Genomic DNA, 26,207 nt, shown 5'->3' with positions numbered 1-26,207 from the left:
CGGGAGTTATTTATCATAAGATAACGGTTCGGAACAAGCAATCTGCCAATTTTGTAGATAGAAAGAATACATACCAGCCTATCAACATGGCGAAACGAAATAAAGCAGTAGAAAAAGGTCCTGATGTTATCCTGATCGGGGCCGGTATTATGAGTGCTACGTTAGGGGTGTTGCTGAAAGAATTGCAGCCCAATCTAACTATTGAAATTTACGAACGGCTCGACAGTGCGGCTGCCGAAAGCTCCGACGCCTGGAACAATGCAGGCACAGGTCACTCAGCCTTTTGCGAACTCAACTATACGCCCGAAAAAGAAGACGGTAGCATTGACGGAACGAAGGCAATCAAAATTGCCGAATCGTTTGAACAATCGAAGCAATTTTGGGCGTATCTGGTCGAAAATGGCTTTTTAAAGGATGCTCCAAACTTTATTCGTTCTATTCCGCACATGAGTTTTGTGTGGGGCAATGAGAATGTGAATTACCTCAGGAAACGGTACGAAACGCTTCAGAAAAACTACCTTTTCCACGGAATGCAGTACTCGGAAGATCGCCACCAACTGGCTGACTGGATGCCGCTGGTTATGGAAGACCGTGATCCGTCGCAACCTGTAGCGGCAACGCGTATGGAAATTGGTACCGATGTGAACTTTGGCGCCTTAACGCGGGCCATGTTTCGGCAACTATACGATATGCCGGGCGTTCGGATTTATTTTGCTCACGAAGTACGCGACCTCTGGCGGTCGAAATCGCTGGGGGGCTGGAAAATTCGGGTCGAAAACGTAACAACCAATCAGGTGCGCGATGTGCAGACCCAGTTTATTTTCATCGGTGCGGGTGGTGGCTCGCTGCGTCTGCTCGAAAAATCCGACATTCCCGAAAGCCGTGGCTTTGGTGGTTTCCCGGTTAGTGGCCAATGGCTCAAATGCGTAAATCCTGATGTTATCGAACGCCATCAGGCCAAAGTGTACGGCAAAGCATCGGTAGGCGCTCCACCGATGTCGGTACCGCACCTCGACACACGCATGATTGAAGGTAAACGCGAACTATTGTTTGGTCCATACGCTGGTTTCTCGACCAAGTTTTTGAAGAGTGGCTCGTATCTGGATTTGCCAAAATCGATTCAGTTGAGCAATATGGCACCGATGCTGATGGCTGGGATGCACAATATTCCGCTCACAAAGTATCTGATTCAGCAGGTTATGCAGTCGCCCGAAGATCGATTGAATGCACTGAAAGAATATTATCCGGATGCCAAAATGGAAGACTGGGAGTTGGAAATTGCTGGTCAGCGAGTACAGGTCATCAAAAAAGACGAAGAAGAAGGTGGTGTGCTTGAGTTCGGAACGGAAGTGGTCAGTGCGGCCGATGGTAGCATTGCGGCCCTATTGGGTGCATCGCCGGGTGCATCAACTGCTGTTTCGATCATGCTTGACCTGCTGAAGCGTTGCTTTCCCAACCAACTGGCCACGGAAGCCTGGCAGCAAAAGCTGAAAGAAATGATTCCGAGTTATGGTCAGGTGCTGGCTAACAACCCCGAGCTTGGTCAGGAAATCCGTAAACACACCAGCGAAGTGCTGGGTTTAGGTGTTTATGAATTTACGCCTAACGAATAATCGAGCTATTAGTCGGAAAAGTACTAAGCGGTGCCACGGTTCAGAACCGTGGCACCGCTTTTGGTTATCAACTGGTTTTCAATTATTTCGGCACACCAACCAAGTATAAATCGAATCCGCCTTTACCTCCAGGCCGATTCGATGAGAAGATCATGAGCTGGTTTGAAAAATCAGTTGTGCCCGCCAGAATGGGTCGATATTCGTCAAACGACGTATTGATAGCGGGGCCAAAATTGACAGGACTCGACCAGTTATTTCCATTCCATTTACTATAATATAGGTCAAAGCCGCCATAGCCGCCGGGTCGATTTGACGTAAATACGAGCATATCGCCCATAATATAAGGGCATTTATCATCAGCCGTCGACGATAAACCGGCCACTCGCTCAACTGGCACATCGACCAGGCCTGGCAAACGAGCCTGCAATTCGGCGGGGGCTATTGCGGGTAGATCTGCCCTAAAAATGTCAAATGAACCACCTCGATTTGAGGTAAAGTAAATAGCACTGTAGTTATTACTGAAACTTGGATAGGCATCGTCGGCCGATGAATTCAGGAACGGTAGCGGCACCGGATCAGCAAACGATTTCCCTGCCAATGCCGTTGACGAACCCGGTATAGCGGATGTATTCGTTGAATTATCGCGGTAATTATGCATCAGATACACATCCAGATTTCCCTCTCGGTCAGAAGCAAACAGCATTAGGTATTCACCATAATGCCGGTTAAACCCATCGTTGATTAAATCATGATCGTACGATTTAATCAGTGGTCCCAGTTCGTTGGCCGTTGAGTTTGCCTTTTGTGCCGCCCAGCTAACGGGAGTTAGTTCCTCAACAACGTCCAGCCAGCCATAGGGTTTGTTATCTAGTGTAAAGGCACCCGTACGCCGATCAAAGCTGTAGTTAAGCCATTCCCAGACAAAGTTAAAATCGCTCCGCCCACCTCGTTTTGACGAAAAAACCAACGGCATCACCTCACCAAAAAATGGAAGTGCCGAATTATAGTCATCATCTACAGAATTAACATCGCCCAGGTTAGTAATCGTTTCTGGAAATGTTCCCCGACTATACCATTCCTGAGAAACATGCTCCCGGAAACATCCAGCTAATGACATCAGCAGAAAAATGCCAAACAGTATACGATTTATGCTCATAAACAAGCTGTTTGAAGTGGGATTCCAAACGGATAATTAGGGTTGGAAACAGGTGTTCTGACCCGTTTTATTTCTCCTGCTTATGCGCCTTATTCAGTAGTAAACTGCTCGGCCACATAGCGTTTATACACTTTACCAATCCGTAGCTCTTTTGTACCAACCCAGACCATGTCTGCCTCAGATCGGTCGACGTGTGCGGTGTTCACAATATATGACCGGCTAATTCGCACAAACTGCCGTTTGGGCAATCGCTTTTCGGCTTCTTTCAGCGTCAGTCGGGTTACGTACGTTTTGGGTTTCGTGATCACTTTTACATAGTTTTCCAGACTTTCGATATAGAGAATGCTGTCATAGGCAATAGGCTGACGAACGCCATCGACCATACACCCAAAATAGCCAGCGTTTTCTGAATGTGGTTCCGTTTCGGTTAGGGGTATCCTGTTCTCCTGCCGATTTGCATACAGGTATCGATACGTCATATACACGCCCAGCCCCGTAACGGTGTATACCCAGAAATTGACGATAAAAGGCAACGTTCGCTGGATACCAAATTCAGTATGCAGGATAAAATTCATATTGAACGAACCGAGAGCCATTAACAGAAACATCCAGCCCAGATAAGCCCCTTTACGTCCCAGCAGAAAGAATCGCTCAAATAGCATCCGGTTATGAAAAACCAGCCAGCCATATAGCAAGAGCAGGTATAGATAAGGAGATAGTTTCGAAAACCCCGGTCGCTGATCTATCGCATAGAGATCGGTGAGGTAATGAACGACCAGCAAAGCCAGCAGCCCCAGCAAATTCCTGACAACAATATGATCGAGCAGCTTCTTGCGTTTCATTGCTCTAATTTACAATCAGATGGCCGTTGTCAATTATACGTAAACTAGATTTTTGACAGAATTTGCGGGACAAAACAGAATTTCATTTAGGAGTAAATCAGGGTAATCTTGTAAATCCAGCCCAAATACGCCCCTCAATATTGTGACGAAAGGCGTTTGTCACAACTAAAAGTAACTGACCACTAAAACTCTGAACTTCTGGCGAAGGCTACCCAATTTTGACGTCATCCGGTTCAGCACAACAACCGGGCTTTTCGCTATGCAAACGCTTCATACAGTTAATCTCGTTATCCATGTTTCCCTGGGCACTCTTGGTTTACTCCTTGGTCTGATTACGCTGATCTACCAGAATCAGTATCAACGGCACATACGTTTCGGGCGTTATTTTTTGTATGCGCTAACGGTTGTCGTGGCCACAGCTCTGATAGGTATACTTTTCTTTCGGTCAAATCCTTTTTTGTTGATGCTAACGCTGCTGGGTGGCTATGTTGGCTATTCAGGCTACCGTTCCGTCCGACTCAAGGAAAAACGAAGCTCACCTGCCGATACATTACTGACAATTAGTGTCTTAGTAGCCAGTATTCTCTATGCACGGTCAATACAACTAGCAGCTGGCAGTTGGTCGCCTGCGGTCATTTATTCAACAATGTCGGCACTGTGGCTCGTAACAGGCTACGACCTAATAAAGCACTTGTGGCTTTATCAGCGATTACAAAATTGGTGGCTATACGAACATATCTACAAAATGATGTCGGCCTACAGTGCACTTGCATCCGCTTTTTCGGGTACTGTTCTGTCTCATTTTAAGCCCTATAGCCAGATTCTACCGTCTGTTGTATGTATTTTATTTATCATATATTTCATTCGGAAACAGATAGAGAAACGAATGCTTACTAACCTTGGCGATTGAGAAAAACTGAGCGCTCAGATAGTTATTGACTATGGACGACTAACCCCCTGCTGTTCAACCCATAAACCGACCTCTTCTTATTAATTTTCATCATCTGGCAACTTCAATCAGTACATTTGGGTAGCCATCCCTTAACACAGCCATACCGATGACGACTTACCTACAAAAACCGCTGCTCTATATTGGCTACGCACTTATCACACTGGTGGCCTTGTATGTGCTGATGTACTTTGTACCCAGCTTTCAGATGCCGTTTCTGGATCATAAACCCCTCCACAATGTTGTCTGGCGCCTTGCCTTCTGGACGCACGTTGGCCTGGGAGCCTTTGCGTTAGCGTTAGGTCCCTTTCAGTTGTCGGTCAAACGGCGGCTTCGCAATGTGGACCGCCATAGGGCACTCGGCAAAGTGTACATTCTGAGTATACTTATAGCCAGTATATGCGCTTTCTACGCTTCCTTTTTTGCCGATACGGGTTGGATAGCGAGTTTGGGGTTTGCCTGTCTGGCGGTGGTATGGTTCTCTACAACGCTACGTGCCTATCAGGCTATCCGAAACGGGCAGATCGACCAGCATAGAGCCTGGATGTATCGAAGTTATGCCGCAACCCTGGCGGCCGTAAGCCTGCGCCTTATTTTGCCATTCGAATTAGCCGTTCTGCATTTACCCTTTACGATAGCCTATCCGGTGGTTGCCTGGTTATGCTGGGTTCCGAACCTGATTATAGTCGAATGGTGGCTCAGGCAGAAGCAGTCAGGTACAATGGCACCGCCGACGCGAATCTAAGCCTCATACACCTGGCTCGTAAACGATCATGGGCTTTTTTCCAAAGCTTCACAAAAAAACAACGGACGGCCAGCAGGCCGTCCGTTGTCCGAAACCAAATAAACAGAACAAAAAACACAACATCTCACTTACTCCATCACCATTTCGGTATGTGCAGGAGCCTGTATTTTCTTACCAATAAACAATAATAACATCGGCACGCAGACCAGAAAAAACGCACCGATAATCAAAAACGCATCGGCATAGGTCATCACCAGCGCCTGCTTCATTACCGTTCCCTGAATAAGGCCGTATGCTTTGCCGGTTGCGGTCATCAAGGCATCCCCCTTAGACAGAAACAGATTCGTAAACTGCCGAATCCGCTCGGCCGACAGAGGGTTATAGATCGAAATATTGTCCGACAACCGCGACGCATGAAACACGGTGCGCGTCGAAATATAAGTCGTCATGATGGCCGTTCCGAACGTACCGCCCAGTTGCCGAATCATATTCGACAGGGCCGATCCCTGCGGGATTTCTACATTTTCGAGGTCGGCCAGGGTAATGGTCGTTAACGGAATAAAGATCATGCCCATGCCAATACCCCGAATAATCAGCGGCCAGAAGAAATAGTCCGGGCCTGCATCGAGGCTAATGTTCGACAGGTCGAAACAGAACCCGAAGAAGAGCAGAAATCCGATGGCCGAATACCAGATCGGCGAAATTTTATTCTTACTCATCATGCCGCCAATGATCGGCATCATAACCCCCGTCATGAGCGAACCCGGCATCAGCAGCCAGCCAGTCTGACTAGCCGTAAAGCCCAGAATCGTCTGACAAAAGACAGGAATAATAAATACGGAGGCAAACAGACCAAAGCCCAGAATAAAGTTAAACAACGTACCGACTGCAAATCGCCGACGGCGTAGTAAGCTCAGATCGAGAATAGGCATTTTAACGGCCAGTTCGCGCCAGATAAAGCCAATCAAACCAACAACCGCAGCAATCGACATGCCGACAATAAAGCTCGAATCGAACCAGTCTTTTTCTTCGCCTTTTTCCAGAATGATCTGCAACCCGCCGATACCCATTGTCAGTAAGATCAGCGCCAGCCAGTCCATCTTCCCAGCCACTATTTTCTCATCTGGTTCTTTGATATAGGCAAACGTCATCACAGTCGCCAGAATGCCAAACGGGATGTTGATGTAGAATACCCAGTTCCACGACAGGTTATCGGTAATATAACCACCCAGCGTAGGACCAATCGACGGGCCAATGATTACGCCCATCCCGAAGATCGCGTTAGCAATACCCAGGTCTTCTTTCGGAAAAGTTTGAATCAGAATCGACTGCGCCGTTGTCAGCAAACCACCCCCACCAATTCCCTGAACGACCCGGAAAAATACCAGCTCCCATACGTTGGTCGACAAGCCGCAGAATATCGAAGCAATCGTAAACAGCACAATCGACGCGGCAAAATAATTTCGACGGCCCAGCTTGGCACTCAACCAGCCCGACATTGTAATCATGACGGCACTGGCAGCCGCATAGCCCGTTACAACCCAGCTAATATCGCCCAGCGATGCGCCCAGGTTTCCCATCATCTGGTTGAGCGTCACGTTAACGATGGACGTATCGATGGTTTGGAGCAGAGCCGCTGTAGTAACCGTCAGGATGACAATCCACTTATCAAAGCCTAATTTCATGGTTCAAGGTTTTTCATTTATGGTTTATGGTTTACGGTTGCTTCGCCTATTAGCACACACCCTTCTCGTGCAGCGCAACCATAAACCGTAAACCATAACCTATTTTTATTTCTGCAAATCCACGGCTACCGTTACGCTCATACCGGGGCGTATTTTGGCATAGAGTGGATTGTTTTTGTCAATATCGATCCGAACCGGCACCCGCTGAACAACTTTCACATAGTTACCCGTAGCATTGTCGGGAGGAAGCAACGAAAATTTAGCGCCCGTTGCCCCCGCAAATGAACCGACGGTTCCGGTGAGTTTTTCACCACCAAAAGCATCGACATCGATATCAACTTTCTGGCCGGGTTGCATTTGGTGCAATTGCGTTTCCTTGAAGTTGGCCGTTACCCACAAATCGGAATGACCAACCACCGAACAAACGGCCTGGCCGGCCTGCACTAACTGGCCAATCTGCACCGACCGTTTCGATACAATACCCGAAGCCGGAGCCCGAACGATGGTGTATGAAAGCTGTAATTTGGCCATATCCAGATCGGCCTGACGTTGCTTGATTGCCGCCTGCGCTACCGAAATCTGACCTTCTGTTGCCCGACGCTGCGAACTGGTCACCGATGTTTGTGTACCAGCAGCCGCCACCTGCGACTGAGCCGTTTGGAGTTGAGCCTGAGCCGCCTGCAACTGAGCCTGGGCCGCATCGCGCTCGGCCTGCACAACATCGAACTGCTGTTGGGGAACGGTTTTTTCGGCCAGCAATCGGCTATACCGTTCAAAATCCTGATTGGCTTTACGAGCCCGTGCCTGAGCAGCCGCTACATTAGCCTGGGCCGTAGCTACCTGATCGCGAGCGGTTTGCACACTTGCCTGTGAGCTTTGTACCGTTGCCGAAGCCACATTTACCTGCGACCGCGACACACCAGCAGCCGCCATTGCACTTTGCAGAGCCGCTTCAGCCTGATCGACCCGTATCCGATAATCAGAATCGTCGAGCACAAGCAATGTATCCCCTTCTTTTACTGACTGATTATCTTTAAAACGAATCTCTTTTACGTAGCCACTTGCCTTTGGAATTACGGGATTAACATCGCCGTCAATCTGAGCATCGTCGGTTGTTTCATGACGTTGTAGGTAGCGAAACTCGCTATACCCAAAAAAGAGGGCAATGGCCAGTATTACGACACCCCCTACACGAAATAAAGTTTTCTTATCCATGATTGTTGTTCGAAACAAGATTAGTTGAGATTTGTCCCCGTAGCTTTCAGCAGGCGCTGGTAGGCCAGTTGTGCATCTACGGTTGCATTAATGACGTTGAGTTGGGCCTGGAGCAGAAAACTGTCGGCTTCGAGCAAATCCGTTGAGCCAACCAGACCATTCCGAAATCGCGATTCGGTCAAACGGTAGTTTTCCTGAGCCTGCCCTAAGGCCGTACGGATTACGTTCTGTTGTTCCAGAGCCAGTTGATAGTTGTTATAAGCCGTAACGACTTCGCTGCGAATCTGATCGGTTTGTTGCTGGCTTTGCAGATTAACCTGATCAATGGCATTCTGAGCACTATGCAGTTTGCCTTTCAGGTTATAGAGCGAACCAATGTTATAGGTCAGCCCCGCGCCAACGTTCCAGGCACTGATAAATGTGGCCGCTTCCGGAATTACTTTCGCTGTTGGGTTGATGTAGTTATAACCGACCGATACGCCCAGATGAGGATACATACTGCTTTTAGTGTTTCGCAGCATTTCCTGGGCCGACTGCACGCGCAAAGCATTGGCCTGAACTTCGGGACGAGTCTGAACCGCCCGCGCCAGAAACGAACTCAGTGATTCGGCCGTAGCGGTCGGATTGGTTAGCAGCGTATCAACAGCAATTTGTTGATCGTCGGGCAAGCCAACCAGCAAATTGAAGTTATAGAGCGCGGTTTGACGAGCTTTCTCAACCTGAAGACGGCTTAGCTGCAAATTGTTTTTCTGTAATTGAATTTTCAGCACTTCGTTGGCCGTCACAATTCCTTCTTTCTGAAGGTTGTTCGCTTCGCGCTCTTTTTCTTCAAACTGTTTGATATTCTGCTCGATAACACCAACCGACCGCGCTAGTTTGACAATGTTGTAGTAAGCGTCGGTTACGGTATACACCAGTTCGGAGCGGTTGCGCTGCGCATCCAGATGGCTGGCTTTTGCCAGTAACTCGGCCGAATGTTCAGCCGATTTTTCGGCAAATCCACCAAAAACTTCCTTACTAATGGTGACGCCACCCATTGTGGCATTAAAGGCACCTGCCGGTATCGTTAAGGCCGATTTACCATCGCTACCAGCGCCCAGCGAAAACGGCCCCGTCAGGCTATAGCGCGCATACGACAGCGACGCATTGGCCTGCGGAAGGCTACGGTCTTTAGCTTCCTGCACATGAGCTTCGGCGGCCTGAATACGCGAATCGGCCAGCTTTATTCCTTTATTATTCTGCAAGGCCAGTTGAATTGCCTTGTCGAGCGGCATCACGGTTGGTGCTGATTGAGCAACCGCCAGGCTTAGTCCTGTCAGCCATGAACTAACCAGCAATAGGTACTTCCTCATGTTAACGTTGTCTAATTTTATCAAGTAGTGTATTCATCGTCTGTACTTCCTCCTCGGTCAAATGACTGATGATGGACTCAAAATCTTTAAATTCTAAAGCCACGCGCTCTACAAACCCAGCCGATTCGTTGGTAAGCCGTAAGTTTACCCGACGACGATTTGTAGGGTCTACTTCGCGCACGACCAGGTTCTTGGCAACCAACCGATCGATCAACCGGGTCATGTCGGAGTTCATATCGGTCATTTTTTCTTTTAACTCCCCTGCGGTCAAACTTTTGGGAAAGACCTCGGCAAGCAGGCGAAGCGCTTTATACTGCTGCACCGATAAATCGAACGGGGCCATCTTCTGCTGAAAATGATTGAAAATGTAGCCATCCGTCTGGTGCAGATTAAGAATTAAGCGATGATAGTCGTTACGGTATTCCATAGTTTCCAATCAAAGGACAAATGTATAACCAACATTTGTTTAAACAAGTTTTGTGTAAACGAACAATCTTAAGCAAATACTCACTATAGTATTAATCCAATAATTAATTTACAGATCATAAAAAATAATTAATACACAAACCATTAATTACCAATAACTTATCAATAAAAATTCTTTCCGCAGCTTATCTTATGTACGATTAGTACCCCGTATAATTAATAAAATTTTAATGATATTTTAAGATGAAGATAATTTCATTTTACTCTGAAACAGCTAAGCCGAGGCAATGTTACATCTAACTAAAATCCTATTTCCTCACTAACACACAAGGCTCAGAGGTCGACCTCTGAGCCTTGTGCATGACTGGTAAAGTAAACTGTATAATCAGGTATTTGCAATCCTGACCGATGTCATCGTCAGCGATCCAGCCACGGCTTTGTCATTGAAAAATGAAACCGTGTCGCGCTTGCCCTGAAGCGCCAGCGTGTACAACAGCGGCAGATAATGATCGGGCGTCGGGATAGCCAGGCGAGCCTCCTGCCCTAACCGCTCATAATGAATTAAATCGTCGTGAGTGCCATTTATAATTAGTTTCTTGAACGTATCATTCATATGAATTGCCCAATCGTGCCCATAGGCTTCGTTAAAATCGCCCGATTTGGGTAACGCCAGCATGCGCAGATTATGCACCATATTGCCACTCCCCAAAATCAGCACCCCCTTCCGGCGAAGCGTTGCCAGTTCTTTTGCCAGCTCATAATGATACTGAGCATCCTTCGTATAGTCGATACTTAGTTGCAGCACCGGGATATTGGCGTTAGGATACATTTGCCGAACCACGCTCCACGTGCCATGATCGAGCCCCCAGTCATGATCGAGTCCAACAACCGTCGAATGAATCAGTCCGGCGGTTTCTTTGGCCAGAGTTGGACTGCCAGGTGCCGGATATTGCACATCGAACAATGCTTTGGGAAAGCCCCCAAAATCGTGGATCGTTTTCGGAAAATCCATTGCGGTGATGTGCGTTCCACGACTCAGCCAGTGTGCCGACACAACCAGAACTGCCTTAGGAACCGGAATTTCCTGAGCCAGTTGTCTCCAGTACTGGCTAAACTCGTTATTTTCAATACCGTTCATGGGCGATCCGTGACCCACAAACAGAACGGGCATTTCAGGGCCTTGCTCAGCAAGTTCGTCCGTAAACTGCTTAAAACCCGTTAATGTTGTTGCACCTATCATGGCTGTTAAAAAGTCTTTCCGCTTCATCGGTTAAGATACAAGCTAGTTTCTGTGTGTTCGTACCGAATGGCTAAGTTACCCGCAAATACAAACCACTACATTATATGTATATACACACAAAAATCCATTATTTAGTTCATTCTGGCCAAATAGCTATAACCGCTATAGCCGAACGAAGTTTTTTTGCATTAACCCTACGGTATTGCATCCAGTCTCGACAAAAAGTAATTATTTTGAGCACTCATTCCGTATTTCTTACACATTGTAACATAATCCGTAAGAATTCGGACTTACCCAATACCACTCTAACCTATGATGAACCATACCCTTACTATTAGTGGCCTGCTCATGCTCTTTTCGGCCTCAACCACCGTAGGGCAAAACTGGACTGAAACCAAAACCGGTAGTTGGACCAAAGTAACCAACAAAGGTGGGCAGACGCTTGGCTACTCCCCGGCATCGGGCGTGAAGATACTGACCGTGAACGGCTTCGCCTTTAAAGACCTCAACAAAAACAACAAACTCGATCCTTACGAAGACTGGCGGCTACCGGTATCTGCCCGTGCCAAAGATCTGGCAGCCAAATTATCGGTCGAACAAATTGCCGGATTGATGCTCTATAGCCGTCACCAGCCCATTCCTGCAGCGGCTGGCGGACCGTTTGCCGGAACCTATGGCGGAAAAGTATTTGCCCAAAGCGGTGCCAATGTGTCGGACCTGTCAGATCAGCAACGCGAATTTCTGACCAACGATAACCTGCGGCATGTGTTGATCACGTCGGTCCAAAGCCCTGAAGCAGCCGCTCAATGGAACAATAATGCGCAGGCACTGGTAGAGGGACTTGGTATGGGTATTCCGATCAATAGTAGCTCTGATCCCCGGCATGGTACCCGCGCCGATGCCGAATACAACGCCGGAGCCGGTGGTTCTATCTCGATGTGGCCGGGTTCGCTGGGGCTGGCGGCAACGTTCAATCCTGAGCTAGTCAATAAATATGGCCATATTGCCGCTACCGAATACCGGGCATTAGGTATTGCAACGGCCTTATCACCGCAGGTCGACCTGGCTACTGATCCGCGCTGGAATCGGGTTAGCGGTACATTTGGCGAAGACCCGAAACTGGCAACCGACATGGCCCGTGCCTACATCGATGGTTTTCAAACTTCGACCGGTGCGAAGGAAATCACGGGTGGCTGGGGCTACAACAGCGTCAATGCCATGGTGAAACACTGGCCGGGTGGCGGCTCGGGCGAAGGTGGGCGCGATGCGCACTACGGCTATGGCAAATATGCGGTTTATCCCGGCAGCAACTTCGAATCGCATTTTCTACCCTTCATCAACGGTGCTTTTAAACTGGCCGGAAAAACGAGCAAAGCGGCTGCCGTGATGCCTTACTATACGATTTCGTTCAATCAGGATAAGAAATACGGCGAAAACGTCGGCAACAGCTATAACAAATACATTATCGGCGACCTACTTCGTGGAAAATACAAATACGATGGCGTGGTTTGCACCGACTGGCTCATTACGGCCGACGAAACGGCTGTCGATGTTTTTCTGACTGGCAAATCGTGGGGTGTCGAAACGTTAACGGTGCCCGAACGCCATTACAAAATCCTGATGGCCGGAGCCGATCAGTTTGGCGGCAACAACGATGCTGGTCCGGTAATTGAGGCCTACAAAATGGGCGTTAAAGAAAAAGGAGAAGCGGCTATGCGTGCCCGGTTCGAACAATCGGCGGTTCGGTTGCTGACCAATATTTTTCAGGTTGGCTTGTTCGAAAATCCGTATCTGGACCCAACGGTTTCGCGCACTATCGTCGGGAAATCCGATTTCATGCAAGCTGGCTATCAGGCGCAGCTACAGTCGGTGGTAATGCTGAAAAACAACGCCAAAACGTTGCCCTTGACGAAAGGAAAAACCGTTTACATTCCCAAGCGTTTTACACCTGCCGGACGCAACTTCCTTGGTATGGAAACACCCGAAAAACTGGAATATCCGGTAAATCTGAACATCGTGAAAAAATATTTCACGGTGACCGATAACCCCAACGAGGCCGACTATGCGCTGGTGTTCATCCAAAGCCCCAATTCGGGGGGTGGTTATAGCAGTGATGATGCCAAAGCGGACGGAACAGGTTACGTTCCCGTCAGCCTTCAATACGGCGACTATACGGCTCACAATACCCGCAACCCAAGTATTGCCGGTGGCGACCCGCTCGAAAAATTCACGAACCGGACCTACAACGGCAAAACGGCCAAAACCATCAACAGTACCGACCTGGGCATGGTAACCGATACGTATGCCAAAATGAAGGGAAAGCCTGTAATTGTATCGCTGCTGGTTTCGAACCCAACTGTTGTGGGTGAGTTTGAAAAACAGACGAATGCCTTACTGGCTCATTTTGGCGTTCAGGATCAGGCGCTGATGGATATTCTGACCGGAGCCAGCGAACCATCGGCCTTGTTACCGATGCAAATGCCTGCCAATATGCAAACCGTGGAAGCGCAGGCCGAAGATGTGCCCCGCGACATGAAACCCTACGTCGATTCGGCCGGAAATGCCTACGATTTTGGCTATGGGCTGAACTGGAAAGGCGTTATTGAGGATGCCCGTACGGCTAAGTACAAAAAAGCTCCACTGAGCATAAAGTAAATGAGTGCAACAAATCCGCTATAAAGCAACCCGCCGGAAGGTCATTCTTCCGGCGGATTTTTATTTGGGCCTAAAAGCTATTCAGCTATCTCAAACTTAAAAACTTTACCATAGTCGTTAAACGGGTAAACCTTGTCTGTTCGGGTCAGTCGAAATCCATTATTTTTTAATCGTTCAATCAGCGTTTCTTCAGTATACATCGGCTTCCGACAATCGATGTGTTTCTTACCGGGTCTCCGAGCAAGAAGTTCCGCAATAAATAAACAACCTCCTTTTTTCAAATTGCCTTTAATACTTCTGAGCATCTCGTCAGGAAACTCAAATTCGTGCAGGCTGTTCTCGATGATGATTTTATCAAAGAATTGAGCCGGAAGTTTTGTCTCTTTAGTTCTTCCCCGTATAGGAATAAACGATGCGGTGCAAGCCAGGCCAGTCACAGCGTATAATCTTCGGGTAGTTGCCAAAAGTATATCAGGTTCCAGGCAGACTGGGTTTATATCCTGGAGATAAAACGTAAGACTATCGGCCATCATGGAATAGATTATTTCCCGATTCGCACTCCCGGCGCCTATACTGGCTATACGCTCATGCTTATGAAAATCATAGATAGGCCGATAGCTTTTTAGTATTGAGTCGATGATCCGTTGTCGAGCATAATAGTCATTTACACAGTCCTTGTCCTGAGACCTGGCACTACCTATAACGAGAAGAAAGATCAGTAATACAGCTAAATAACGCATTAGAAATAAATAGCCGAAGTGTAGCCGAAACAACTTTCGGCTACACTTCGGCATGAGTTAGTTGAGGTCTGTTACTTAATATCCCCAACCATATCTTCGGGTTTAACCCACTCGTTAAATTCCTCTTCGGTGAGGTAACCTAGTTTCAGAGCGGTTTCTTTTAGGGTAGAGCCGGTTTTATGAGCAGTCTGGGCAATTTCGGCCGCTTTGTAATAGCCAATTTTCGTGTTCAGCGCCGTAACCAGCATCAGCGACGAATCGACGTGCTTTTTGATATTGGCTTCGATTGGCTCGATCCCTTCGGCACACTTATCGTTGAACGATACGCACACATCGCCAATTAGCCGGGCCGAGTGCAGGAAGTTGTAGATCATGACCGGCTTGAATACGTTCAGCTCGAAATGGCCCATAGCACCACCGAAGTTGATGGCCACATCGTTCCCCATTACCTGCGCGGCTACCATCGTCATGGCTTCGCATTGCGTTGGGTTTACCTTACCCGGCATGATCGACGAACCTGGCTCATTATCAGGAATGTGTAATTCGCCAATACCAGCCCGTGGCCCCGACGACAGCATCCGAATGTCGTTACCAATTTTCATCAGACTGGCAGCCACTGTTTTCAGCGCACCGTGGGCTTCCACGATGGCATCATGAGCCGCCAGTGCCTCAAACTTGTTTTCGGCCGTAACGAACGGCAAACCCGTCAGACTGGCAATGTGTTTGGCTACGTTTTCGGAGTAGTTCGGTGGCGTGTTGATGCCCGTACCTACGGCCGTTCCGCCAAGTGCCAGTTCGCTCAGGTGTGCCAGCGAGTTGTTGATGGCCCGCAGACCATGGTCGAGCTGCGATACATAACCCGAAAACTCCTGCCCTACTGTCAGCGGAGTGGCATCCATGAAGTGCGTCCGGCCAATTTTAACGATATGCATAAACTGCTTCGATTTGGCAGCCAGCGTATTGCGCAGTTTGGTAATACCCGGAATGGTTACGTCGAGCAGGATTTTGTAAGCCGCAATATGCATGGCCGTCGGGAATGTATCGTTCGACGACTGCGACTTATTAACATCATCGTTTGGATGCAGAAACTTCTTCTCGTCGGTAAGCTGGCCACCGTGCAATACGTGTGCGCGGTATGCCACCACTTCGTTGACGTTCATGTTCGACTGCGTACCCGAGCCGGTTTGCCAAACCACCAGCGGAAACTGATCGTCCAGTTTACCATCCAGAATTTCGTCGCAGACCTGACCAATCAGATCACTTTTTTCTTTTGGTAATACACCCGCATCAAGGTTGGTTAATGCAGCCGCTTTTTTAAGATAAGCAAACGCCCGGATAATCTCGCGGGGCATTTTATTAATGTCCTGAGCAATTTTGAAGTTTTCGATGGAACGCTGGGTTTGTGCGCCCCAGTAGACATTGGCCGGAACCTGTACCTGGCCCATCGTGTCTTTCTCGATGCGGTATTCCATGTATAACGAACGATATAAGAAGTTAGACAAAAAACTGCCTGTCAATTTTAGCGGCAAAGGTAGGGCGGGAGTTGTGTATTCCCATGCTATTCATTGGGTTTATACAGGCATATCGGGCTTTGCCGGTACATTGCCGATCAAAAACCATCCGTAAATGGTTACTTTTATCAGCGAATCTGCTGGCAACACTATGGCAACTTATAAACTACCGCAGAAAATTGCGGCCCGACAGCACGAGATCACGGCCGATTTTTTGAAACTGCTGGACCGGCATCTGGCCGATATTGTGGAAGGGCGCGTCACGGATATGTACGAAATTCGGGACATTGCCGACGAAATGCACATCCATCCTACCCACCTTAGTAATACCATTAAGCTGACAACCGGCAAATCGCCCTGCTATTTCTTCGAAAGTAAGATTATGGTCATTGCCCGAACCATGCTGCAGGACCCGCACCGAACCATAGCCGATATTGCAGCTACGCTCACCTTCGACCCGTCGAACTTTACGAAGTTCTTTAAACGGTTTCAGGGTGTAACGCCAAAGCAGTATCGGGAAGAAATCTGGCAGGGCGAATGGAAAAAAACTGAACTACTCACCATTTAATCTGAAACTCTCACCAGAAACCGCCTGATCGTATTCCGCAATTTTGTGCCGTCAATTAACAACAAACAAGATGGCAACGGAAAACAAAATTGCAGTAGTAACAGGTGGAAGTCGCGGATTAGGCAAAAATATGGCGCTGCGACTGGCAGCCAGCGGAATAGATGTTATTCTGACCTATCGGTCAAAACAGGAAGAAGCCGAAGCCGTTGTCCGGGAAATTGAACAAACCGGCCGAAAAGCTGCCGCCCTTCAACTGGATACGAGCCTTGTGAGCACATTCGATGCTTTTCTGGAAACGGTTTCTTCGCTACTTAACGAAAAATGGGGACGTAGCACAATCGATTTTCTGGTCAATAACGCCGGTATCGATGCCGCTTCGCCTTTCGCTCAAACCACAGAAGAAGACTTCGACAATCTGTTCAATATTCATCTAAAAGGCGTCTATTTCCTGACTCAAAAAGCCCTTCCGCTCCTGGCCGACAACGGCGGCATTGTCAATGTATCGACGGGACTGACCCGCTTTACTACCCCAGGCTATGCCGCTTATGCAACCATGAAAGGCGCAATTGAAGTGTTCACAAAATACCTGGCCAAAGAATTAGGGGCACGTGGCATTCGAGCCAATCTGGTAGCACCGGGCATTATCGAAACCGACTTCACAAAAGCCGCCCGCGAAGCACACCCCGGTCTGGAAGCCTATATTTCATCACAGACGGCACTGGGGCGTTTCGGCCAGCCCGACGATATTGGGGGCGTAGTCGCTTTTCTGTGTTCGCCAGATGCCCGCTGGGTGAATGCACAACGCATCGAAGCATCAGGCGGTATGTTCCTATAATTGAACAACTTACCCAATCTTTTTTCATAGAATAAGGGCTATAAAGCAGTTTCCCATAAATGCGCTAAAAAAAATGGTTAAACGACGGGTTACTTTTCTTTTACTATAGGATTAATGGAGAAACAATTAACAACCTTAATTCTATGAAAATCGTGGCTAAATATGCATTCTTCCTGCTTTCGATGATGGCCCTAACAACAGCCTGCTCAAGCACGAAAACCGAATCGACCGAATCGTCGACTACAGTAACGGATTCAACAACTATGTCGTCGGATTCGGCATCGACCATGTCGACCGACACGACAATGACAACCGATACGACGAAAAGAGATTCCATCAAGTAATCGATTTTAGCAATAGCACAAAAAGAAAGGCTCTCCGCAATGGGAGCCTTTTCTTTTTATGCATGATTCTGGGCATGCCGCAGCTCCGCACGTAGCGGCTATTGTCTCTTTTTTTGCCGGTGACACAGCCTTTTTGCCGTTGATTAATTAGTTGATGATTTGTACATGCAACTTTTTTAGTTTTATGCACTCTTTTTAGTCCACAGTTATTAAAGACTATGGTTTACGAAACCTGGCTCTTCCTCTTTCTGGGCATGATGGCAGCAATTCTACTGTACAACATTGTGCAATGGGCCTTCTATCGCGAACGTATTTATGGTCTTTATACCGTTTATCTGCTAATCTGGTTTATTTACTTCCCCTTACGGTCGGCAGACGATTTGCCCGAGAAAACCTCCGATTTTGTGCGGATCACCGGCCCTATGCTTGCCTATCTGGTTTATTACGACTTTACCATTGCTTTTCTGAATCTGCGGCAATATCGCCCACACCTGCTGTCTCTTTTTCGATTCATACAGTCAGGACTTGGCCTCTATATTGGGATTGAACTCATCGTTTGCTTCCTGACGGATTATTGGCAACAGCCCGTTCATGAACTTATTCATACGGTAGTGCGAATCAGTATGGCTCTCTTATCGGGCTACCTTGTCGCTATCATTTATAAGCGTAGAGATCCCATTACCCGTTTTTTCATCACCGGATCGGCTATGCTGGTATCAGGAGCCTTAGTAGCCATGATTCTGACAATGGTTTTGCCAGACTTCGGCCCGGCCTTCTGGCGAACTCCACTAACCTACCTGCAAATTGGCATACTCCTCGAACTACTCTTTTTTTCGCTGGGCTTAACCTATCGCCATCGGCGCGCAGCCGTCAAGAAGGCCCTATTCGAACAGGCACTCGCCCGAGAACGAGAGCAACGGCAATACGAACAAAACAGAGCCGGGCAAACCCTGCAACAGCTACAGCATGAAGTAGCCGAGATGCAGATGCGGGCATTACAGGCCCAGCTTAGCCCTCACTTTCTGTTCAATAGTCTTAATTCGCTGTCGTCACTCATTGCCGACAATCCGCCAAAAGCCGAGCGCTTTGTTGATGAACTCTCCAATGTGTATCGCTATTTGCTCCAGGCCAGCGACCACGAGCTCATTCCGCTGGCGAGAGAATTGACGTTTATTGGCTCCTATTATCATCTACTAAAAACGCGATACGGTCAGGCAATTGATCTCGAAATTTCGGTGGATCAGACCTACCAGAAAAGCCTGCTTCCGCCCATAACGCTCCAGCTTCTGGTCGAAAATGCGGTAAAACATAATGTTGTCTCGGTCAAAGCGCCACTGCTCATAAAAATATTTACCGATAACGAGGGCTTCCTGATCGTTCGCAATAATCTACAACGCAAACAGGTCAACCGGCTCCTGTCAACAAAAAAAGGGCTTCAGAACATCAACCGAAAATACCAGTTACTGAACCAACCAACCATCGACATTGCCGAGCGTGACCATTCCTTCGATGTAATCGTCCCCTTAATTCCGGAAGCCAGTCCGGTCGTTTTCCAGTCTACTGCCTATTCGCTCAGACAGCGGCATCAGACCTGACTACCCATTTAACAAATGGTATGCATCAGGCATCTATAACTCCTTAAAAGTGATCATTTTACAATGTGTTACCGTTAGCTCACTTCATTTTGAAATAGGGGTAATAGCCGTTTATTTACAGATAGTTAGCCAGATTTCTCGCTAACCTGTAAACCACCCCTTTTATGAATACCATCCTCCCTTTTCAACCCCCGCTGGTTGCTCCTCTTTTTAAGTTAAGCAACCGCGAACTTCATTTTATTCAACTGGCCTGTACAGAACTTACATACGTTCAAATTGCCGACCGTATGCACGTAAGTCCGCGCACGGTAGATGGCTATCGCGAAGCGCTCTTTGAGCGATTACAACTAAAAAGCCGGGTAGGGCTAGCGCTCTGGGCCGTACGAATGGGCCTGGTGACACCCTAACCTTTTTGGCAATGATTAGACAGAACGTAAAGAACTACCCTACTGCCGATAGCGCAACGAGTCTCCGAACAATCGCCTATCTTAGCGTCTTATTTCTTTACGTTCTGTTTTCTTATGCTCAACCTTGGCTTTGTATCGGCAATTCTGGCCGATTATGATTTGAATGGGGTTCTTAAATTTGCCTCCGAACACAACTTTAAGTGTGTAGAAATAATGTGCTGGCCCAGTGGCAATGCCGATGCCCGCCGGTATGCCGGTGTAACACACATCGATGTCGACAACCTGAACACCGAGCAGGTTCATGCGCTTAGCCAACAATATGGCGTGTCGATTTCGGGGCTGGGCTACTATCCTAATCCGCTGGACCCCAACCCCGAGCAGGCGGCATTCTATCGGGAACATATCAAAAAAATTATACGGGCAGCCGCTAAGTTGGGTATTCCTGTCGTCAATACATTTATAGGGCGGAACCCATCGCTGAGCATTTCCGAAAACCTGAAACTCTATGCCGAACACTGGCCAGCCATCGTAAAAGAGGCTGAAGAGAACAATATCAAAATCGGTATCGAAAACTGCCCCATGTGGTTTACGGACGACGAATGGCCCGGCGGCAAAAATCTGGCGACAACACCTGCCATCTGGGACCGAATGTTTGAGATTATTCCGTCGCGGGCGCTTGGGTTAAACTACGACCCCAGCCACCTCATCTGGCAGATGATGGACGAAGTAAAACCAATTTACGATTACCGCGACCGTCTGCACCACATTCACCTCAAAGACGTAAAACTCTATCGCGATAAACTAAACCGGGTAGGTATTATGGCCAACCCGCTGGAGTATCATTCGCCCAAACTGCCAGGCCTGGGCGACGTTCGCTGGCGGGATTTTTTTGCGGCCCTGACCGATGTGCGCTACCGTGGCCCTATATGCATTGAAGTAGAGGATAAAGCCTATGAAGGCAGCGCCGACGATGTTAAAACGGCTATTCTGACCGCCCGTAATTACCTCAGCCAGTTTCTTGTGTTGTAAAAACGTTTACGGTTGCTCCGCATCAAAAGCAAACTAATAGGCAGAGCAACCGTAAACCGAATACTGTAAACCGAATTTCCCACTTTGCGCGACGCGATCAATCAACTTGATACGGATCTCTTTCTCTGGCTAAATGGCCTGTATGCTTCCTGGCTCGATCCGATTATGATCTTTGCCACGGAGCGTAATAGCTGGTTTCCGTTTTATGCAGCCCTAATCATCTGGTTAGCCTACCAGTATCGAAAGCAGGCAATCTGGATGGTGTTGACACTAGTTGCGGCCGTTGCTATCAGCGACCAAACGGCATCGGCACTGCTTAAGCCGCTCACGCTGCGACTCAGGCCCTGCCATGTTCCGGCTCTTCAGCGAATGATTCATCCAGTAATGGAATGCGGTGGGCAATATGGCTTTGCCTCATCTCATGCAGCCAACACATTTGCCCTGGCAACGGGCTTATGGCTGATGACTGGTAAACAACATTCCTGGACGAAATGGGTATTCTTGTGGGCGGCCTTCGTTTCCTACAGTCGCATCTACGTAGCGGCTCATTATCCGTTGGATGTACTGGCAGGTGCCGGTATTGGTGTCCTGGCAGCAACACTCTGCGTTATTATTCTGCGGTCGCTACAACATCGGTATAACCATCAGGCAAAGGCATAAGGGCTACAATACACTGCTTTTGGCAACGTATTCACGCAAAACAGTGTATCGTAGTGCCCCAGGCTCATTTACAGCCCGAACAGACTGATTACCAAACTCATAGTATCTTTATTCAAATAAACTTATAGAGTATCATCGGTAAACTGCTTAAATTTTTCGTACCTTTGCGGGAAATTTGTCAGGTACTGATGGCTTCCTTCAATCCGGTTAAGATTTTTTCAGGAACTCAATCGACTTATCTAGCCGAAAAAATTGCACACTATTACGGTAAAGATTTAGGTGGATATACTTGTCGGCGCTTCAGCGACGGCGAGATGTCGCCTAGCTTTGAAGAATCTATCCGTGGGTGCGACGTATTCCTGATTCAGTCGACCCCCCCTCCAGGGGATAACCTGATGGAATTACTTCTTATGGTCGATGCGGCTCGGCGAGCGTCAGCACACTATGTTACGGTTGTAATTCCTTATTTCGGTTATGCCCGCCAGGATCGTAAAGACAAGCCTCGGGTTTCGATTGCCGCCAAGCTGGTTGCCAATATGCTGGCTGCATCGGGAGCCGATCGATTGATGACGATTGACCTTCACGCCGGGCAAATTCAGGGCTTTTTCGATTTTCCGGTCGATCATCTGGAAGGCACATCGGTTTTTGTACCCTACATTAAAAGCCTGAACCTCGAAAATCTGGTTATTGCTTCGCCCGATGTTGGTGGTGCCAATCGCGCCCGTACATTTGCCAAGCATTTCAATGCCGACATTGTTCTGTGCGACAAGCACCGGAAACGAGCCAATGAAATTGCCTCCATGCAGGTTATTGGTGATGTTGAAGGAGCCAATGTTGTGCTCGTCGACGATCTGATCGATACGGGCGGCACAATGGCCAAAGCGGCTCAGATTATTATGGATAAAGGAGCCGCATCGGTTCGGGCCGTGTGTACACATCCAATCATGTCGGGTAAAGCACACGAGAATATTTCGAATTCGGTGCTGGAAGAATTAGTTGTTGCGGATACGCTCCCGCTGAAGGAGTCGAACCCAAAAATCAGAGTGTTGTCGGTAGCGGAGCTTTTTGCCAAAGCCATCGGCCGCATTCGCGACCATGAATCTATTAGTTCACTGTTTATAAAAAATTGAGTGAGTTGCTGAATGATTGAGTGATTGAACTATTCAGTCGGCCAGTTATTCAACAAGTCAGTCATTCAACAAGTCAATCATTTCAAACTCATGAAAAAAATCGAGATTGTAGGGTATAAACGAGCGAATCTCGGCCGCGCGGAATCACAGGCGATTCGGGCCGAGGGCAATGTTCCGTGCGTGTTATATGGCGGAAATGAACAGATTCATTTCTATGCGCCAGTTATTCTATTTCGTCAATTGATCTACACACCAAATGTTTACGAAGTATCGCTGAACATTGAAGGCGATGTGTACCGTGCTTTACTTCAGGAAGCTCAGTTCCATCCAGTGAGCGACAGTCTGTTGCACGCTGACTTCCTTCAGATCATTGATAATAAACCTGTTAAGCTGGCTGTTCCTGTTCGTCTGGTCGGTACGGCTCCGGGTGTCCAAAAAGGTGGTAAGTTAGTAACCCGTGTTCGGAAACTGCGCGTGAAAGGTATGGTTGAAAATATTCCAGACTTTATCGACGTCGACGTAACGGGTCTTGATTTAGGTAAATCGGTTCGTGTTGGTCAGATTCAGGTGCAAAATATCGAACTGCTCGAACAAATATCGAACCCAGTAGCCAGCATTGAAATCCCACGCGCACTGCGCGGTCAGGTTTCGGCCAAATAAATCGGCCTGTTCTGGCAAATAAACTAATAGATACAGCAAAGCCCTCCTGAGCAATCAGCGAGGGCTTTTTGTTTGCGCTCTCGTTAAAAATAATAACCATAAATTCGGAAAAGCTCACCATAATCAACCGCCGAAAGTTGCCAATCTTTGTTGCAGTGAGCAATAGCCGAATTGCGCAATTCGGCTATTGCTGTTCTTATATTCGCTTCCCTTTCCTTCATATACTCAAAAAACAGTTAAACTATGGCCCTGACAATCAAAATACTAAATACGATCCTGATTCTTTTTGCCTTATATATGGGTATAAAACAAGGCTGGGCCATGCTCACCGGCAAACCCGAAATAACCGCTATGTTCAGCAAATGGGCAATCGGAAAAACGGCCCTGATGATTTTGGGGGCTTTTACCATTCTGGGCGCCGTATTAGTGCTTTTTCCGCCAACTTTTGTCTGGGGTAATTTTATAACGGCGGCTGGAATACTCGTCATTATTGCCTTTCATCTGAAAGATCAGGATTTGAAAGGCGTAGCCATTGAGCTTCCTTTCTTTCTCTTATCGCTACTCATTATCTATCTTCAACATCCACTCGTAAACAGGCACTAAGTGTCTGGAAATTATGCAGCTTACTGACGCTATTTCGCTGATTGAAACCACTGATTATAGACAAAATCAGGCCACACAGTGGGCCGACCTGGGTTGCGGGAAAGGGCTATTTACGAAGGCGCTGGCGAGTTTCCAGAAACCGGGTAGTGTGATTTATGCCGTTGATACCGACCGCTCGGCACTTCAGTCGATCAGTAGGGAAAACAGTGTGAGAATTGAACCGGTTTGGCTCGATTTTATACAGGATGACTGGCCTTTCCAAAATCTGGATGGTATACTTATGGCCAATTCGCTCCACTATGTAAACGACAAAAAAGGCTTTCTGCAAAAAGCGATACAACACCTTACCGACTCCGGCAGCTTTCTGATTGTAGAATATGACACCGAAAAAGCCAATCCGTGGGTTCCCTACCCAATCGGTTTTCGCTCGTTGGGTCAGTTGTTTCATAGCTTAGGTTTCGGTTCCATCAAAAAAGTAGGAGAGCGGCCTTCCCTTTATGGCCAGGCGCATATGTATGCGTCGTACATTAGCAGATAATGCTTTTCTGTAGCAACCCTCATGTCGACCTATAACAAAATATCGGGGCAGCGTATACAACGAATTGAGGCCTTGAGTGATGGTTTGTTTTCCATTGCCATGACCATTCTGGTATTCGACCTCAAAGATCCGGTTAGTGACACGCTGCAATCAAATACCGAACTGCTGCTTTCATTGAAAAGTCTTCTGCCTAAACTACTCACCTATTTTCTGAGTTTCATGACGCTGGGAATTTTCTGGACAGGTCATTCCACGCAGTTTAATTATATCGTAAAATATGACCGGAACCTGTCGTGGTATTCGCTGTTTTTTCTCTTATTCGTATCAATTATCCCCTTTACGACCAATATCCTGAGTAATCATATCGCCAATGAATTATCAATTGGCATTTATTGGTTTAATATTTTCGCCTTAGGCACTATGCTGTTTATTCACTGGGACTATGCCTACAAACACGATTATTTATCTCTCCACGACGAGAAGAAGATACTTGTTGACCAGGCCGTCAGGAGCCGCATCCGAACGGCCCAAAGTCTCTATTTTTTTTGTGCACTCCTCTGTTTCGTCAGCACTTATTTAAGCATTGCCTGCATTATCGCCATCCAGCTTAATTATGCGCTGGGTATTGTTTCTTCTCAAACACAAAGACCCGAATAACCTATGCACACTGGCCGTAACTATACGTTTAAGGAACTCATTCTCTGGACAAGACGAGACATTTATGTTCTTACTGGCATAGCCGTTCTGGCTACGGGTCTGTATGCCGTTGCTGGCTGGAACTGGCTGTCTATTCCATGGGTGCCAGTCGCCTTAATGGGAACTGCGGCTGCATTTATTGCCGGTTTTAAGAATAGTGCCACCTATGCCCGTGCCTGGGAAGCCCGGCAAATTTGGGGTGGTATCGTCAACAGCAGTCGAACCTGGGGAATTATGGTGCGGGATTTTATTCGTTCGCCCTCAGCAACGGCATCCGAGCGGCTGCTTGTTCACCAACAGCTCATTTACCGGCATATTGCCTGGATGACCGCCCTTCGGTATCAGCTACGCGAATCGCGTAGCTGGGAAAATATTTTCACGAAACGCTATAATACCGAATATGCTTCACGCTACACAATTCCGGAGCGGGTCGGCAATCTGAACGATGAGCTTCAGCCGTTGCTGTCGCCCGATGAGGTGTCGTATGTGTTGAGCAAGAAAAACCGGGCTACCCAACTCATTAGCTTACAATCGAAGCAATTACAGACCTTATCGGATCAGGGCTGGATTACCGAATTACAGTATGTGCAGCTTGAATCGCTTTTGAAAGAGTTCTACGACCATCAGGGAAAGAGCGAACGAATCAAAAATTTTCCTTACCCGCGTCAGTTCGCCACCATCAACCAGTTTTTCATTCGCCTGTTCGTGATCATGGTTCCGTTTGGGCTGCTGAAAGAGTTCGACAAACTGGGCGACAATCTGGTTTGGTTAACCATTCCTTTTAGCGTAGTAGTTTCGTGGGTTTTTACGACCCTCGAAAAAATTGGCGAAAGCACCGAGAACCCATTCGAAGGTGGCCCCAACGATACGCCCATCACCTCGATGAGTCGAACTATTGAAATCGACCTGCGCGAAATGCTCGACGAAACTAACCTTCCACCAGCTATTCAGGCCGTGAATAACATTTTGATGTAATTAAAGAGCCGTTATCAAAGGCTATAACCGGGTCAAAA

26 protein-coding genes are annotated in these 26,207 nt (G+C 47.7%); 17 read left to right on the top strand and 9 right to left on the bottom strand.

Annotated features, from left to right (window positions below):
- Positions 1-86 precede the first annotated feature (86 nt).
- Positions 87-1,613, top strand: a complete 1,527-nt coding sequence (locus tag WBJ53_RS11335) for a malate:quinone oxidoreductase (RefSeq protein ID WP_338876234.1) — start codon at positions 87-89, stop codon at positions 1,611-1,613.
- A gap of 82 nt (positions 1,614-1,695) precedes the next feature.
- Here the strand turns inward: WBJ53_RS11335 and WBJ53_RS11330 are convergent, their stop codons facing one another.
- Together WBJ53_RS11330 and WBJ53_RS11325 are read right to left on the bottom strand one after the other, a co-directional pair.
- Complete coding sequence (locus WBJ53_RS11330) at positions 1,696-2,769, bottom strand: hypothetical protein (RefSeq protein ID WP_338876233.1); 1,074 nt, start codon at positions 2,767-2,769, stop codon at positions 1,696-1,698.
- 89 nt (positions 2,770-2,858) lie between these two features.
- A complete protein-coding gene (locus WBJ53_RS11325) occupies positions 2,859-3,611 on the bottom strand; it encodes a LytTR family DNA-binding domain-containing protein (protein ID WP_338876232.1) in 753 nt (250 codons plus the stop codon).
- A 259-nt stretch (positions 3,612-3,870) separates the two neighbouring features.
- Here WBJ53_RS11325 and WBJ53_RS11320 point away from each other — a divergent pair, with 259 nt between their 5' ends.
- Both WBJ53_RS11320 and WBJ53_RS11315 read left to right on the top strand, forming a co-directional pair.
- On the top strand, positions 3,871-4,521 hold the full coding sequence (locus tag WBJ53_RS11320; protein ID WP_338876231.1) for a hypothetical protein: 651 nt from the start codon (positions 3,871-3,873) through the stop codon (positions 4,519-4,521).
- A 148-nt stretch (positions 4,522-4,669) separates the two neighbouring features.
- Positions 4,670-5,305: a DUF2306 domain-containing protein gene (locus WBJ53_RS11315; protein ID WP_338876230.1), complete on the top strand. Its 636-nt coding sequence runs from the start codon at positions 4,670-4,672 to the stop codon at positions 5,303-5,305.
- Between the two features lie 128 nt (positions 5,306-5,433).
- Here WBJ53_RS11315 and WBJ53_RS11310 read toward each other — a convergent pair whose 3' ends face one another.
- From WBJ53_RS11310 to ygiD, 5 genes are all read right to left on the bottom strand, one after another.
- Positions 5,434-6,990 carry a DHA2 family efflux MFS transporter permease subunit gene (locus tag WBJ53_RS11310; RefSeq protein WP_338876229.1) on the bottom strand — a complete coding sequence of 519 codons (1,557 nt, stop codon included), beginning with the start codon at positions 6,988-6,990 and terminating at the stop codon, positions 5,434-5,436.
- A 105-nt stretch (positions 6,991-7,095) separates the two neighbouring features.
- Complete coding sequence (locus WBJ53_RS11305) at positions 7,096-8,205, bottom strand: HlyD family secretion protein (protein WP_338876228.1); 1,110 nt, start codon at positions 8,203-8,205, stop codon at positions 7,096-7,098.
- 20 nt (positions 8,206-8,225) lie between these two features.
- On the bottom strand, positions 8,226-9,557 hold the full coding sequence (locus WBJ53_RS11300; RefSeq protein WP_338876227.1) for a TolC family protein: 1,332 nt from the start codon (positions 9,555-9,557) through the stop codon (positions 8,226-8,228).
- A gap of 1 nt (position 9,558) precedes the next feature.
- The gene (locus WBJ53_RS11295) at positions 9,559-9,984 is read right to left on the bottom strand and encodes a MarR family transcriptional regulator (RefSeq protein WP_338876226.1); all 426 of its coding nucleotides are present in this window, start codon (positions 9,982-9,984) and stop codon (positions 9,559-9,561) included.
- A 384-nt stretch (positions 9,985-10,368) separates the two neighbouring features.
- Positions 10,369-11,250 (bottom strand): 4,5-DOPA dioxygenase extradiol, encoded by an 882-nt coding sequence (gene ygiD, locus WBJ53_RS11290; RefSeq protein ID WP_338876225.1) that lies wholly within the window; start codon positions 11,248-11,250, stop codon positions 10,369-10,371.
- A 288-nt stretch (positions 11,251-11,538) separates the two neighbouring features.
- Here ygiD and WBJ53_RS11285 point away from each other — a divergent pair, with 288 nt between their 5' ends.
- Entirely contained in the window at positions 11,539-13,878 is a 2,340-nt protein-coding gene (locus tag WBJ53_RS11285; protein ID WP_338877183.1) for a glycoside hydrolase family 3 N-terminal domain-containing protein, read from the top strand.
- Positions 13,879-13,955: 77 nt separating this feature from the next.
- On the opposite strand, the gene WBJ53_RS11280 is transcribed toward WBJ53_RS11285, so the two are convergent.
- Both WBJ53_RS11280 and fumC read right to left on the bottom strand, forming a co-directional pair.
- Positions 13,956-14,618 (bottom strand): hypothetical protein, encoded by a 663-nt coding sequence (locus WBJ53_RS11280; protein WP_338876224.1) that lies wholly within the window; start codon positions 14,616-14,618, stop codon positions 13,956-13,958.
- A gap of 71 nt (positions 14,619-14,689) precedes the next feature.
- The gene (fumC, locus tag WBJ53_RS11275) at positions 14,690-16,090 is read right to left on the bottom strand and encodes a class II fumarate hydratase (protein WP_338876223.1); all 1,401 of its coding nucleotides are present in this window, start codon (positions 16,088-16,090) and stop codon (positions 14,690-14,692) included.
- A 190-nt stretch (positions 16,091-16,280) separates the two neighbouring features.
- Between fumC and WBJ53_RS11270 the strand changes: the two genes are divergently transcribed.
- The 13 genes from WBJ53_RS11270 to WBJ53_RS11210 all read left to right on the top strand — a co-directional run bounded on the left by WBJ53_RS11270 (position 16,281) and on the right by WBJ53_RS11210 (position 26,169).
- The gene (locus tag WBJ53_RS11270; protein ID WP_338876222.1) at positions 16,281-16,697 is read left to right on the top strand and encodes an AraC family transcriptional regulator; all 417 of its coding nucleotides are present in this window, start codon (positions 16,281-16,283) and stop codon (positions 16,695-16,697) included.
- Positions 16,698-16,767: 70 nt separating this feature from the next.
- The gene (locus tag WBJ53_RS11265; protein ID WP_338876221.1) at positions 16,768-17,532 is read left to right on the top strand and encodes an SDR family oxidoreductase; all 765 of its coding nucleotides are present in this window, start codon (positions 16,768-16,770) and stop codon (positions 17,530-17,532) included.
- A 143-nt stretch (positions 17,533-17,675) separates the two neighbouring features.
- Entirely contained in the window at positions 17,676-17,876 is a 201-nt protein-coding gene (locus WBJ53_RS11260; RefSeq protein ID WP_338876220.1) for a hypothetical protein, read from the top strand.
- Between the two features lie 218 nt (positions 17,877-18,094).
- Positions 18,095-19,471, top strand: a complete 1,377-nt coding sequence (locus WBJ53_RS11255) for a histidine kinase (protein ID WP_338876219.1) — start codon at positions 18,095-18,097, stop codon at positions 19,469-19,471.
- Positions 19,472-19,635: 164 nt separating this feature from the next.
- A complete protein-coding gene (locus WBJ53_RS11250) occupies positions 19,636-19,878 on the top strand; it encodes a LuxR C-terminal-related transcriptional regulator (protein ID WP_338876218.1) in 243 nt (80 codons plus the stop codon).
- Between the two features lie 114 nt (positions 19,879-19,992).
- A complete protein-coding gene (locus WBJ53_RS11245) occupies positions 19,993-20,907 on the top strand; it encodes a sugar phosphate isomerase/epimerase family protein (protein ID WP_338876217.1) in 915 nt (304 codons plus the stop codon).
- Between the two features lie 84 nt (positions 20,908-20,991).
- Positions 20,992-21,567: a phosphatase PAP2 family protein gene (locus WBJ53_RS11240; RefSeq protein ID WP_338876216.1), complete on the top strand. Its 576-nt coding sequence runs from the start codon at positions 20,992-20,994 to the stop codon at positions 21,565-21,567.
- A gap of 188 nt (positions 21,568-21,755) precedes the next feature.
- Positions 21,756-22,697 (top strand): ribose-phosphate pyrophosphokinase, encoded by a 942-nt coding sequence (locus WBJ53_RS11235; RefSeq protein ID WP_338877182.1) that lies wholly within the window; start codon positions 21,756-21,758, stop codon positions 22,695-22,697.
- A 90-nt stretch (positions 22,698-22,787) separates the two neighbouring features.
- Positions 22,788-23,357, top strand: coding sequence for a 50S ribosomal protein L25/general stress protein Ctc (locus WBJ53_RS11230; protein WP_338876215.1), 570 nt, complete (start codon positions 22,788-22,790; stop codon positions 23,355-23,357).
- 243 nt (positions 23,358-23,600) lie between these two features.
- On the top strand, positions 23,601-23,960 hold the full coding sequence (locus WBJ53_RS11225; RefSeq protein ID WP_338876214.1) for a DoxX family protein: 360 nt from the start codon (positions 23,601-23,603) through the stop codon (positions 23,958-23,960).
- Positions 23,961-23,973: 13 nt separating this feature from the next.
- Complete coding sequence (locus tag WBJ53_RS11220; RefSeq protein WP_338876213.1) at positions 23,974-24,498, top strand: class I SAM-dependent methyltransferase; 525 nt, start codon at positions 23,974-23,976, stop codon at positions 24,496-24,498.
- Positions 24,499-24,519: 21 nt separating this feature from the next.
- Positions 24,520-25,155 carry a TMEM175 family protein gene (locus WBJ53_RS11215; RefSeq protein WP_338876212.1) on the top strand — a complete coding sequence of 212 codons (636 nt, stop codon included), beginning with the start codon at positions 24,520-24,522 and terminating at the stop codon, positions 25,153-25,155.
- A 3-nt stretch (positions 25,156-25,158) separates the two neighbouring features.
- Positions 25,159-26,169 carry a bestrophin family ion channel gene (locus WBJ53_RS11210; protein WP_338876211.1) on the top strand — a complete coding sequence of 337 codons (1,011 nt, stop codon included), beginning with the start codon at positions 25,159-25,161 and terminating at the stop codon, positions 26,167-26,169.
- Positions 26,170-26,207: the final 38 nt, after the last annotated feature.

The sequence above is a fragment of the Spirosoma sp. SC4-14 genome, from assembly GCF_037201965.1.
Classification (GTDB): domain Bacteria; phylum Bacteroidota; class Bacteroidia; order Cytophagales; family Spirosomataceae; genus Spirosoma.
Note: the sequence above shows the minus strand (reverse complement) of the source record. Positions and strands in the feature narration are given on the sequence as shown.